Annotated in this window: 12 protein-coding genes and 3 pseudogenes; 9 read left to right on the top strand and 6 right to left on the bottom strand. The window is 49.7% G+C overall.

Features of this window, described 5'->3' with window-relative positions; translation table 11 throughout:
• Positions 1–13 precede the first annotated feature (13 nt).
• A pseudogene (locus AC4CVD_RS17415) lies at positions 14–334 on the top strand (Y-family DNA polymerase); the annotation flags it as partial.
• Between the two features lie 32 nt (positions 335–366).
• Here AC4CVD_RS17415 and AC4CVD_RS17410 read toward each other — a convergent pair.
• Positions 367–1,341 carry an IS110 family RNA-guided transposase gene (locus AC4CVD_RS17410; RefSeq protein ID WP_150378074.1) on the bottom strand — a complete coding sequence of 325 codons (975 nt, stop codon included), beginning with the start codon at positions 1,339–1,341 and terminating at the stop codon, positions 367–369.
• 218 nt (positions 1,342–1,559) lie between these two features.
• Between AC4CVD_RS17410 and AC4CVD_RS17405 the strand changes: the two are divergent.
• Positions 1,560–2,546, top strand: a pseudogene (locus AC4CVD_RS17405) (DinB/UmuC family translesion DNA polymerase); the annotation flags it as partial.
• A 130-nt stretch (positions 2,547–2,676) separates the two neighbouring features.
• Here the strand turns inward: AC4CVD_RS17405 and AC4CVD_RS17400 are convergent.
• The 4 genes from AC4CVD_RS17400 to AC4CVD_RS17385 all read right to left on the bottom strand — a co-directional run bounded on the left by AC4CVD_RS17400 (position 2,677) and on the right by AC4CVD_RS17385 (position 6,281).
• A complete protein-coding gene (locus tag AC4CVD_RS17400; protein ID WP_000480968.1) occupies positions 2,677–3,513 on the bottom strand; it encodes an aminoglycoside O-phosphotransferase APH(6)-Id in 837 nt (278 codons plus the stop codon).
• Complete coding sequence (gene aph(3'')-Ib, locus AC4CVD_RS17395) at positions 3,513–4,316, bottom strand: aminoglycoside O-phosphotransferase APH(3'')-Ib (protein ID WP_001082319.1); 804 nt, start codon at positions 4,314–4,316, stop codon at positions 3,513–3,515. Before aph(3'')-Ib ends, AC4CVD_RS17400 begins: the two co-directional genes overlap by 1 nt.
• Before the next feature lie 99 nt (positions 4,317–4,415).
• A protein-coding gene (locus tag AC4CVD_RS17390; RefSeq protein WP_223672967.1) for an IS3 family transposase occupies positions 4,416–5,548 on the bottom strand; the annotation gives its coding sequence in 2 pieces (ribosomal slippage) (positions 4,416–5,296 and positions 5,296–5,548; 1,134 coding nt in all).
• Between the two features lie 118 nt (positions 5,549–5,666).
• A complete protein-coding gene (locus AC4CVD_RS17385; protein WP_000904906.1) occupies positions 5,667–6,281 on the bottom strand; it encodes a recombinase family protein in 615 nt (204 codons plus the stop codon).
• A 125-nt stretch (positions 6,282–6,406) separates the two neighbouring features.
• Here AC4CVD_RS17385 and AC4CVD_RS17380 point away from each other — a divergent pair, with 125 nt between their 5' ends.
• Positions 6,407–7,483: a DUF4158 domain-containing protein gene (locus AC4CVD_RS17380; protein WP_044501954.1), complete on the top strand. Its 1,077-nt coding sequence runs from the start codon at positions 6,407–6,409 to the stop codon at positions 7,481–7,483.
• A gap of 33 nt (positions 7,484–7,516) precedes the next feature.
• On the opposite strand, the gene AC4CVD_RS17375 is transcribed toward AC4CVD_RS17380, so the two are convergent.
• Positions 7,517–8,221: an IS6-like element IS26 family transposase gene (locus tag AC4CVD_RS17375; protein WP_001067856.1), complete on the bottom strand. Its 705-nt coding sequence runs from the start codon at positions 8,219–8,221 to the stop codon at positions 7,517–7,519.
• A gap of 129 nt (positions 8,222–8,350) precedes the next feature.
• Here AC4CVD_RS17375 and aph(3')-Ia point away from each other — a divergent pair, with 129 nt between their 5' ends.
• The 6 genes and pseudogenes from aph(3')-Ia to AC4CVD_RS17345 all read left to right on the top strand — a co-directional run bounded on the left by aph(3')-Ia (position 8,351) and on the right by AC4CVD_RS17345 (position 12,063).
• Positions 8,351–9,166, top strand: coding sequence for an aminoglycoside O-phosphotransferase APH(3')-Ia (aph(3')-Ia, locus tag AC4CVD_RS17370; protein WP_000018326.1), 816 nt, complete (start codon positions 8,351–8,353; stop codon positions 9,164–9,166).
• A 156-nt stretch (positions 9,167–9,322) separates the two neighbouring features.
• Positions 9,323–10,027, top strand: coding sequence for an IS6-like element IS26 family transposase (locus AC4CVD_RS17365; protein WP_001067855.1), 705 nt, complete (start codon positions 9,323–9,325; stop codon positions 10,025–10,027).
• A 5-nt stretch (positions 10,028–10,032) separates the two neighbouring features.
• The gene (locus AC4CVD_RS17360) at positions 10,033–10,395 is read left to right on the top strand and encodes a recombinase family protein (RefSeq protein WP_052169991.1); all 363 of its coding nucleotides are present in this window, start codon (positions 10,033–10,035) and stop codon (positions 10,393–10,395) included.
• Positions 10,396–10,572: 177 nt separating this feature from the next.
• Positions 10,573–11,433, top strand: a complete 861-nt coding sequence (gene aac(3)-IIe / locus AC4CVD_RS17355; protein ID WP_000557452.1) for an aminoglycoside N-acetyltransferase AAC(3)-IIe — start codon at positions 10,573–10,575, stop codon at positions 11,431–11,433.
• 237 nt (positions 11,434–11,670) lie between these two features.
• A pseudogene (locus AC4CVD_RS17350) lies at positions 11,671–11,826 on the top strand (Tn3 family transposase); the annotation flags it as partial.
• 6 nt (positions 11,827–11,832) lie between these two features.
• A complete protein-coding gene (locus tag AC4CVD_RS17345) occupies positions 11,833–12,063 on the top strand; it encodes a hypothetical protein (protein WP_150378268.1) in 231 nt (76 codons plus the stop codon).
• The last annotated feature ends 217 nt before the right edge of the window (positions 12,064–12,280 follow it).

The raw sequence follows: 12,280 nt of genomic DNA, 5'->3' as shown, positions 1-12,280 counted from the left end.
AAGAAGAATAACCATGCAAAGTGAAAATGAAATATTCGCGTTAGTCGACGTGAATAATTGCTACGTCTCGTGTGAGCGTGTGTTTAATCCTGCCTTGAATGATCGCCCAACCATTGTGCTCAGCAACAATGACGGCTGTGCCGTGGCCAGAAGCCAGGAAGCGAAAGACTTAGGCATCAAGATGGGTGTTCCTGTATTCCAAATTAAAGAGCTAATCAAACAACATAACATTCAGGTGCTATCCAGTAATTTCTCCTTATATGGCGAAATGTCCAAGCGCTTTATGGAGCTGCTTGGGGACTATGTTGCACCAGGAGATCAAGAGATACCGTCTGAAACGTCAAGCAAATTATTGAGAATTCATGCTCAATAATCCGCTTGATAAGGTTGTTGGTGTTTGAGTACACCATAACAAAGATGAACCAACTTCCTCATCGCAGCTCCAATCGCCATCATTTTGGTTTTACCATTGGCCAATAATCTTTCATTCATCCCTCTAATGTGGGGATTATGCCGAGTTGCGACAATGGCTGCCATATATAAACCGGCACGTATTTTGGAAGAGCCCGCTTTGGATAAACGGCTTCTGCCATGAATGGAGCTACCTGATTGCTTTTGAATGGGGACCAAGCCAACAAAGGCGGCCGCTTGACTAGCGCTTTCAAAAGTATGGCTGCGCAAGAAACTGAGCATTAATAAACTGGTTCGATCTGCAATAGCTGGAATACTGCTGAGCAGTTCTTTATCATTTCTTAAATCAGGATTCTGATCGATATGAGCATCAATTTGCTGGTCGATACCCTGAATGTGCTTGTTTAACTGCCTAATACTCTTATGGATAGACTGAAGTACAGGTTCCATCGTGAAGGTAGACTCTGCTTTTTCCAAACGATTCTTTTCACGTTGTAAATCTTCACAAAGCACAGCTCTTCTATCTAGCAAAGCATTCAGAAATTGAATAGGTTGGGGTAAAGGTTGCCAAAAATGTAGATCGGCAGTCATCGCAAATCGAGCTAGAACTTCACTATCCACCTTGTCTGTTTTATTTAGCTTAGACATACTCTGAGCAAAATATCGAGCTCTGGCAGGATTGGTTACACAGACTTGATAGTCCGCATCAAATAAATATTTAGCCAAGAGTTCATGATAAATAGATGTGGCTTCCATTAAGATAATGGTCTGCGTAGAAGTTGCAGCATGCTGCTTTAGCCAGGTTTGAAGTTGCTCAAAACCTTTTGGTGTATTTGAAAAAGTTTTGGTTTTCTTTTTACTTGCAGAATTTTCTAAAATTAAACAGCAATCAATTTTAGCTTTAGCAACATCAATACCAAGATAAAACATAATCTTTACCTGCTTTATTTATCCAATTATTGTTTTAGCATAACCACCGTCTTTTCTTGTGAATACAGCATCAAAGTGCTTAGTTACCGTCCAGAGTTGTGCAAGTGGTTAGGGCAAATTGTAGGTTTTATCTCTTTCACAGACTAAAAGTCTTAGGTCTATTACAAACTCTACAATTTGCATATAGTGGAAGCTAATCACTACAAGCTCCAAGATACAAGGTCTATTCCATTGATGAATGCTTTCTGAAGCTCACAGCTTACGAGCATCTATTTGACCTGACTGTATATGCTCAAGACATGAGGGCTAAGGCTTGGCGTTGGTTAGGCCTACCCTGCTGTATTGGAATTGGTCGCTCTAAAACCGAAGCCAAGATTGCCAATCATCTCGCCAAGAAAAACAAGTTCTTCAATGGGGTCTGTAATCTGGCCCATATGGACCCATGCTCTACAGAAACGCTACTCGCGCAGGTTGATGTGTCTGAGGTTTGGGGCGTAGGCAGACAGAACTGTAAGAAGCTCAATACTATGGGTGTTCAATCTGTGCTGGATCTGATCAATGCCAATCCTAAAGAAATCAAAAAGCAGTTTAGTATCGTGATGGAAAAGACGGTGCTTGAGCTACAGGGCCTTTCTTGTATTGACCTTAGTGATGATACTGTAGCGAAGAAGCAAATCATCAGCAGCCGTTCATATGGCAACCCAGTGTATGAAATGGATGACATTAAAGCTTCGGTTCGGCTTTATGTGGCCAGAGCCGTGAAACGAATGCGGGAAGATGGCTCAATCTGCAAGATGATCGGCGTGTATATCCAAACCGGTCGCTTTGATAAGACAGAGCGCTACTCGCCTTACATCGTCGTTCAAATGCATGAGCATACGGATGATCTACTGCTCATCACCAAGGCCGCGATGAAAGGCATCGATCAGATATTTAAGAAAGGCTTTAAGTATAAAAAGGCGGGAATCGTGCTGCTCGAAATTACAGATCAATCCAAGTTTGTGCCCGATCTATTCACGGACTATTCACATAAGCAAGAGCGAGAAAGGCTTTCAGATGCCATCGAAGCCATCAGTGAACGGTTTGGGAAGAATCTCGTCACGCTAGGCATTGCCAACAATAAAGAAGCCACATGGCACATGAATCAAAACCTTAGATCACCTTCGTATTTAACCAAATGGTCTGACTTACCAAGAGTAGGATAAAAACATGCACTTATTTAAATTAACGGGGTCGTTTGCGGGAGAGGGCGAAATCCTACGCTAAGGCTTTGGCCAACGATATTCTCCGGTAAGATTGATGTGTTCCCAGGGGATAGGAGAAGTCGCTTGATATCTAGTATGACGTCTGTCGCACCTGCTTGATCGCGGCCGCGATAGCTAGATCGCGTTGCTCCTCTTCTCCATCCGCGTTCCAAGCTGCGGAAAGGCACCCATAAGCGTACGCCTGGTCGAGCAGGCGACGCGGATCGACGTCCAGCGCACGAGAGAATGCGTCCGCCATCTGTGCAATGCGTCTAGGATCGAGACAAAGGTCGTCTCTGTCAGCCGGATCGTAGAACATATTGGCGGCGCCAAAGCCCACTTCACCGACCAGACCGACGGGATCTATCACCAGCCAGCCGCGACTGGAGAACATGATGTTTTCATGATGCAGATCGCCATGTAGCCCACGCAGTTCCGAGGCATTGCTCATCATTTGATCGGCTATAATCGCCGCGTGGACGTAGTCAGTTTGACAACCTGCGTTTTGATCATCGCGCGCCCGCTGAAACAAAGCTGCAAAGCGATCCCGGATCGGGAGAAGGGCAGAAGGCAGGGGTTCCTCAGATGCGGCATACAGCTTCGCCATTAGTTCCGCTGCAATTTCGGTCGCCTGGTAGTCGCCGTGCTCGGCAACGATGTGAGAGAGCATTCGCTCCCCGGCATATTCGAGCAACATCAGATTGTTCTCACGACCGAGCAACCGGACTGCTCCCCTCCCATTGCGCCATACCAGATAGTCGGCCCCGCGCAGTTCATCAGCAATGTCTTCTATAGGTTTCAATCCCTTGACGATTGCAGGAGTCCCGTCTGGCAATGAAACTTTCCAAACGAGGCTGGAAAAGGTGTCCGCAATGAGAACAGGTTGCGAAACGTGCCAATGAGCAGGAAAAACAGGCGGCATGAACATCAACCCCAAGTCAGAGGGTCCAATCGCAGATAGAAGGCAAGGCGTTCGCGGTCGGGGGCTTCGATCCCCAATACATTGAATAGGACAGCGAAGGCGCGCTCTGCTTCATCTGGCGCTGCCCAGTTCTCTTCGGCGTTAGCAATCATGAGTGCCAAATCGGCATAGCGATCTGCTGTTCCGAGCCGCCCAAGGTCGATCAGACCCGTGCATTGAAGAGTTTTAGGGTCCACCATGAAGTTCGGCATGCAGGGATCACCATGGCAAACAACCATATCGGTGCGCTCTTGGTCGAGCCGCACCGGTAGCTCTCGTTCGACACGAGCCAAAAGATCGAGCTGCGGCGTACTCTTGTCCTCGTCCGGTAAGAAGTCGGGATTGACGGCATTGCGGGACACCACATCAACGGCGCGTCCGAACATTCGCGACAGCCTGCGCTCAAACGGACATTGATCAACCGATAGGCTGTGAACAGCGCCAAGTTGCTGCCCCATTGACGGCCACGCTTTGAGCAAATCCGCTCCAGACAGATCAGCCGCCGGTACTCCCGGAATTGCCGTTATCACCAAGCATGCACCCTCCTGTTCCTCCTGCCAGTTGATCACCTCGGGGCAAGCCACACCTCGACCTTTGAGCCAAATGAGGCGGTCACGCTCTCCAGCGAGCTCACCGCGGCGGGAAGCAGGTGCGATTTTCGCGAAGGCATGCCCGTCACCACGTCGAAAAACAAAATCACCAGATTCTCCGCCTCTGACAGGCAACCAGTCAGAATGCGATTCACCAAAAAAAATATTAGTTCGATTCAATGGAGGTTCCTTCAGTTTTCTGATGAAGCGCGGAGGTGAGAGGTGGTCCCACTTGTTTGAACAACTAAAAGCTTATTTATAAGTGATACTCTGCTCTAGTTAAGCTACCTTATTTTGTTGTGGTAGCTGGTCATAGTAAAACTCATCTGGAGTCATTTTGTCCAGACTCGAATGAGGTCGTTTCAAATTATAAAATTCAAAATATGCGTTTAATTGCTTCTTCGCATCCAAAACATTGCTGTAGGCTTTGAGATACACCTCTTCATATTTAACGCTCCGCCATAATCGTTCAACCATCACATTATCAACCCATCGACCTTTACCATCCATACTGATTTGAATGCCATTTGATTTCAATACATCAATAAATGCATCACTGGTAAACTGACTGCCTTGGTCTGTATTAAAGACTTCAGGTCGGCCATATTTTTCAATAGCTTCATTTAATGTTTCTATGCAAAATGTAACCTCCATACTAATCGATACTCTATGCGCAAGTACCTTGCGGCTATGCCAATCAATCACAGCACATAAATAAACAAAGCCTTTTGCCATAGGGATATACGTTATATCCGTAGACCACACTTGATTACTGCGCTGAATAGCCAATCCTTTGAGCAGATATGGATATTTACGGTGAGCTTGATTGGCCTGACTTAGATTTGGTTTACGATATAACGCATTAATGCCCATTTTCTTCATTAAAGTACGTGTATGACGTCGTCCTATATGATGTCCTTGACGATTCAATAAATCACGCATCATACGGCTACCTGCAAAAGGGTATTGCATATGTAACTCATCCATACAGCGCATCAGCTTCAGATCTGATTCACTCACAGGTTTTGGGCGATAGTAATAACAACCACGGGAGACTTTCAGCAGCTTAGCTTGCTTAGATACTGAAATCTGAAGTGAGTCATCGATTAACTTTTGTGGTTGAAGCGACCCAGTTTCTTCAACACACCTTCTAAAAAATCAATTTCTAATGCCTGCTCACCGATTTTTGCATGTAGTTTTTTTAGATCGATGGGTGGTTCTGTTGGAGCTTTTGATTGATCGAAAGCTTGCGAGGAAGCTGAAATCAGTTGATTTTTCCAGTCAATAATTTGGTTTTGATGAACATCAAATTCAGCACTCAATTCAGCAAGTGTTTTTTCTGCTTTAATCGCAGCAAGTGCTACCTTAGCTTTAAAGTCATTTGAATGATTTCTTCTTGGTCTACGTGTCATAAAATACTCCATATATTGATGTTTATAACATCATTTGGGGAGCAAAATATCACTTATAAGTGTTGTTCAAATTTCCTGATCCACCTCTGTGGCTCAACCTGCGAAAAGAAACGAGTTGCTACGTAAGTCCGAGAACATGCTTTCCATGGTCTCTGAGCTCGCCTTTGGGACCGACATATCGGTAGAGAGTGACGCGCTCGATGCCGAGTTCCTTGCAGAGATCGGAAACTGAAGTATCGCGCTGGGCCATGGCGGCTTGCGCGAGACGCACCTGAGCTTTGGTGAGCGCGAATTTTCGTCCGCCCTTGCGACCGCGCGCTCTCGCGGAGGCGAGACCCGCCATGGTGCGCTCTCGGATCAGATCCCGCTCGAACTCGGCCAAGGTGGCGAAGATTCCGAACACCATGCGACCGGACGCAGTCGTGGTGTCGATCTGAGCGCCCTTTCCAGTCAGAACCCGCAGGCCGATCTTGCGGTCTGACAGCTCCTTCACCGTGTTGACCAGATGGGCAAGCGATCGTCCGAGGCGATCGAGCTTCCAGACCACCAGCACATCGCCGTCACGCAATGACTTGAGGCAGGCAGTCAAGCCAGGGCGATCATCACGACCGCCGGAAGCAAGATCATCATAGATATTGTCCCGTTCGACACCTGCGGCGCGCAAGGCGTCGTGCTGCAGGTCGAGAGACTGCGAGCCATCGGCTTTGGAGACGCGGGCATATCCGATCAGCATGTATCACAAACGTTGGTTTGAGGCGGCGCTTCGGCCACGATTGCATTGACCTCTGGAAATGTATCTCAACCAGCTTCATAAACAAAGCGTCTTGAACGCTATCAGATTTTGAAAAAGGAACATGTATGCCGCGTCGCGTCACTCTAACCGATCGGCAGAAAGACGCGCTGTTGCGCTTGCCGACTTCACAGACGGATTTGCTCAAGCACTATACGCTGAGTGATGAAGACCTTGGGCATATCAGGCTGCGTCGGCGCGCTCACAACAGGTTCGGCTTCGCCCTGCAATTGTGTGTCCTGCGCTATCCCGGCCGGGTGCTGGCTCCAGGCGAACTGATCCCTGCAGAGGTCATCGAATTTATCGGAGCGCAGCTTGGCCTGGGTGCCGACGATCTCGTAGACTATGCTGCCCGCGAGGAAACACGGCACGAGCATCTTGCCGAGTTACGGGGGCTCTACGGCTTCCGCACCTTCTCCGGACGTGGTGCGAGCGAGCTGAAGGAATGGTTGTTCCGAGAAGCCGAGATGGCGGTGTCGAACGAGGATATCGCCCGTCGCTTCGTAGCCGAGTGCCGACGCACCCGCACTGTCCTTCCCGCGACATCCACGATCGAGCGGCTTTGTGCCGCGGCTCTCGTCGATGCCGAGCGACGCATCGAGACGAGGATCGCCAGTCGGCTGCCTATGTCGATCCGAGAACAGTTGCTGGCATTGCTCGAGGAGACGGCTGATGATCGGGTGACCCGTTTTGTGTGGCTGCGCCAGTTCGAGCCTGGCTCGAACTCTTCGTCGGCCAACCGGCTGCTCGACCGGCTCGAATATCTGCAACGCATCGATCTCCCCGAGGATCTGCTTGCCGGCGTTCCTGCCCATCGGGTGACTCGTCTGCGCAGGCAGGGTGAACGGTATTATGCCGACGGCATGCGCGATCTCCCGGAGGACAGGCGGCTTGCGATCTTGGCTGTTTGCGTCTCGGAATGGCAGGCGATGTTGGCCGACGCAGTGGTCGAAACCCACGACCGGATCGTCGGCCGTCTCTACCGTGCTTCGGAGCGTATTTGCCATGCAAAGGTCGCAGACGAAGCGGGGGTGGTGCGTGACACCCTGAAATCCTTCGCCGAGATCGGGGGCGCCCTGGTCGATGCACAGGATGATGGCCAGCCGCTGGGCGATGTCATCGCGAGGGCACTGTTGCAAAGTTAGCGATGAGGCAGCCTTTTGTCTTATTCAAAGGCCTTACGTTTCAAAAACTCTGCTTACCAGGCGCATTTCGCCCAGGGGATCACCATAATAAAATGCTGAGGCCTGGCCTTTGCGTAGTGCACGCATCACCTCAATACCTTTGATGGTGGCGTAAGCCGTCTTCATGGATTTAAATCCCAGCGTGGCGCCGATTATCCGTTTCAGTTTGCCATGATCGCATTCAATCACGTTGTTCCGGTACTTAATCTGTCGGTGTTCAACGTCAGACGGGCACCGGCCTTCGCGTTTGAGCAGAGCAAGCGCGCGACCATAGGCGGGCGCTTTATCCGTGTTGATGAATCGCGGGATCTGCCACTTCTTCACGTTGTTGAGGATTTTACCCAGAAACCGGTATGCAGCTTTGCTGTTACGACGGGAGGAGAGATAAAAATCGACAGTGCGGCCCCGGCTGTCGACGGCCCGGTACAGATACGCCCAGCGGCCATTGACCTTCACGTAGGTTTCATCCATGTGCCACGGGCAAAGATCGGAAGGGTTACGCCAGTACCAGCGCAGCCGTTTTTCCATTTCAGGCGCATAACGCTGAACCCAGCGGTAAATCGTGGAGTGATCGACATTCACTCCGCGTTCAGCCAGCATCTCCTGCAGCTCACGGTAACTGATGCCGTATTTGCAGTACCAGCGTACGGCCCACAGAATGATGTCACGCTGAAAATGCCGGCCTTTGAATGGGTTCATGTGCAGCTCCATCAGCAAAAGGGGATGATAAGTTTATCACCACCGACTATTTGCAACAGTGCCGATAAAAATATATCATCATGAACAATAAAACTGTCTGCTTACATAAACAGTAATACAAGGGGTGTTATGAGCCATATTCAACGGGAAACGTCTTGCTCGAGGCCGCGATTAAATTCCAACCTGGATGCTGATTTATATGGGTATAGATGGGCTCGCGATAATGTCGGGCAATCAGGTGCGACAATCTATCGATTGTATGGGAAGCCCAATGCGCCAGAGTTGTTTCTGAAACATGGCAAAGGTAGCGTTGCCAATGATGTTACAGATGAGATGGTCAGACTAAACTGGCTGACGGCATTTATGCCTCTTCCGACCATCAAGCATTTTATCCGTACTCCTGATGATGCATGGTTACTCACCACTGCGATCCCCGGGAAAACAGCATTCCAGGTATTAGAAGAATATCCTGATTCAGGTGAAAATATTGTTGATGCGCTGGCAGTGTTCCTGCGCCGGTTGCATTCGATTCCTGTTTGTAATTGTCCTTTTAACAGCGATCGCGTATTTCGTCTCGCTCAGGCGCAATCACGAATGAATAACGGTTTGGTTGATGCTAGTGATTTTGATGACGAGCGTAATGGCTGGCCTGTTGAACAAGTCTGGAAAGAAATGCATAAGCTTTTGCCATTCTCACCGGATTCAGTCGTCACTCATGGTGATTTCTCACTTGATAACCTTATTTTTGACGAGGGGAAATTAATAGGTTGTATTGATGTTGGACGAGTCGGAATCGCAGACCGATACCAGGATCTTGCCATCCTATGGAACTGCCTCGGTGAGTTTTCTCCTTCATTACAGAAACGGCTTTTTCAAAAATATGGTATTGATAATCCTGATATGAATAAATTGCAGTTTCATTTGATGCTCGATGAGTTTTTCTGATAGTTAGTCTTTGTAGAGACACAAACCTGAAATTCCGGACACCGCGCTTCAGGACATCTCCCTGGACGCCGATATCTGGCAGTATCCGGACGGGGCACTGTTGCAAATAGTCGGTGGTGATAAACTTATCATCCCCTTTTGCTGATGGAGCTGCACATGAACCCATTCAAAGGCCGGCATTTTCAGCGTGACATCATTCTGTGGGCCGTACGCTGGTACTGCAAATACGGCATCAGTTACCGTGAGCTGCAGGAGATGCTGGCTGAACGCGGAGTGAATGTCGATCACTCCACGATTTACCGCTGGGTTCAGCGTTATGCGCCTGAAATGGAAAAACGGCTGCGCTGGTACTGGCGTAACCCTTCCGATCTTTGCCCGTGGCACATGGATGAAACCTACGTGAAGGTCAATGGCCGCTGGGCGTATCTGTACCGGGCCGTCGACAGCCGGGGCCGCACTGTCGATTTTTATCTCTCCTCCCGTCGTAACAGCAAAGCTGCATACCGGTTTCTGGGTAAAATCCTCAACAACGTGAAGAAGTGGCAGATCCCGCGATTCATCAACACGGATAAAGCGCCCGCCTATGGTCGCGCGCTTGCTCTGCTCAAACGCGAAGGCCGGTGCCCGTCTGACGTTGAACACCGACAGATTAAGTACCGGAACAACGTGATTGAATGCGATCATGGCAAACTGAAACGGATAATCGGCGCCACGCTGGGATTTAAATCCATGAAGACGGCTTACGCCACCATCAAAGGTATTGAGGTGATGCGTGCACTACGCAAAGGCCAGGCCTCAGCATTTTATTATGGTGATCCCCTGGGCGAAATGCGCCTGGTAAGCAGAGTTTTTGAAATGTAAGGCCTTTGAATAAGACAAAAGGCTGCCTCATCGCTAACTTTGCAACAGTGCCAGAGTTTGATGCTCAGGGTGTCGCGGTTCGGTTTATTGACGACGGGATCAGTACCGACGGTGATATGGGGCAAATGGTGGTCACCATCCTGTCGGCTGTGGCACAAGCTGAACGCCGGAGGATCCTAGAGCGCACGAATGAGGGCCGACAGGAAGCAAAGCTGAAAGGAATCAAATTTGGCCGCAGGCGTACCGTGGACAGGAACGTCGTGCTGACGCTTCATCAGAAGGGCACTGGTGCAACGGAAATTGCTCATCAGCTCAGTATTGCCCGCTCCACGGTTTATAAAATTCTTGAAGACGAAAGGGCCTCGTGATACGCTTATTTTTATAGGTTAATGTCATGATAATAATGGTTTCTTAGACGTCAGGTGGCACTTTTCGGGGAAATGTGCGCGGAACCCCTATTTGTTTATTTTTCTAAATACATTCAATTTCGTTCCACTGAGCGTCAGACCCCGTATAGTGTTTTGCAGTTTAGAGGAGATATCGCGATGCATACGCGGAAGGCAATAACGGAGGCAATTCGAAAACTCGGAGTCCAAACCGGTGACCTGTTGATGGTGCATGCCTCACTTAAAGCGATTGGTCCGGTCGAAGGAGGAGCGGAGACGGTCGTTGCCGCGTTACGCTCCGCGGTTGGGCCGACTGGCACTGTGATGGGATACGCGTCGTGGGACCGATCACCCTACGAGGAGACTCTGAATGGCGCTCGGTTGGATGACAAAGCCCGCCGTACCTGGCCGCCGTTCGATCCCGCAACGGCCGGGACTTACCGTGGGTTCGGCCTGCTGAATCAATTTCTGGTTCAAGCCCCCGGCGCGCGGCGCAGCGCGCACCCCGATGCATCGATGGTCGCGGTTGGTCCGCTAGCTGAAACGCTGACGGAGCCTCACGAACTCGGTCACGCCTTGGGGGAAGGGTCGCCCGTCGAGCGGTTCGTCCGCCTTGGCGGGAAGGCCCTGCTGTTGGGTGCGCCGCTAAACTCCGTTACCGCATTGCACTACGCCGAGGCGGTTGCGGATATCCCCAACAAACGATGGGTGACGTATGAGATGCCGATGCTTGGAAGAAACGGTGAAGTCGCCTGGAAAACGGCATCAGAATACGATTCAAACGGCATTCTCGATTGCTTTGCTATCGAAGGAAAGCCGGATGCGGTCGAAACTATAGCAAATGCTTACGTGAAGCTCGGTCGCCATCGAGAAGGTGTCGTGGGCTTTGCTCAGTGCTACCTGTTCGACGCGCAGGACATCGTGACGTTCGGCGTCACCTATCTTGAGAAGCACTTCGGAGCCACTCCGATCGTGCCAGCACACGAAGCCGCCCAGCGCTCTTGCGAGCCTTCCGGTTAGAGGCCGTCGACAATGATAATCTGGATCAACGGACCTTTCGGCGCCGGAAAGACGACTCTCGCTGAGCGGCTGCGCGATCGGCGTCCGAAATCGCTGATCTTTGACCCTGAGGAAATCGGGTTCGTGGTGAAAGAAACGGTCCCCATACCAGCGAGCGGAGACTATCAGGATCTCCCCTTGTGGAGGGGACTTACGATCGCTGCGGTCAGCGAGATTCGCAGGAATTACTCGCAGGACATCATCATCTTCTGGAACACCATGAAGCTCGGCGAGGTCGTTGCAAACCAGAAACGCGATGGAAAGCTGCTATCGCCCGATCTCTTGGCCCATGTTTCGCCGCTCGGATGGGAACACATCAATCTCACCGGAGAATATCGCTGGCCAAAGCCTTAGCGTAGGATTCCGCCCCCTCCCGCAAACGACCCCTTAACTGACGAACAACTCGCACAAATTCTTATCCCGAAACGATTTGTACCACCTACTCCACCTGAACATGAAGGCAAGAATATGGTCTATGTATTTGATAGTGAGGATAAGTTTGAACTGACTTATGATGAGCTGGTGGAAATCATTAGCAAAGCTAGAATGGCTGGTCCGAAGTTGATACCTGTCTTAGGCACCGTGAATTAAATTGTGCAGTGTTCGCACGCCACTTGAAACATAACTTGATTGGAAATGAATTTGGGCTGAGAAAAATTCAGTTCAAATTTAACCTGACGGGCACACTAAAAAATGGGTAATTGTCAGATCGAGTTTGGACTACAACACTTTAGCTCATCGATTTACCAAAGTGCTAATCTTTACACTATTGTCTAAAATCCAGTGACCAAATTGTGATGCTAAAGCT

Source organism: Acinetobacter sp. LipI_23 (assembly GCF_058243045.1).
Note: the sequence above shows the minus strand (reverse complement) of the source record. Positions and strands in the feature narration are given on the sequence as shown.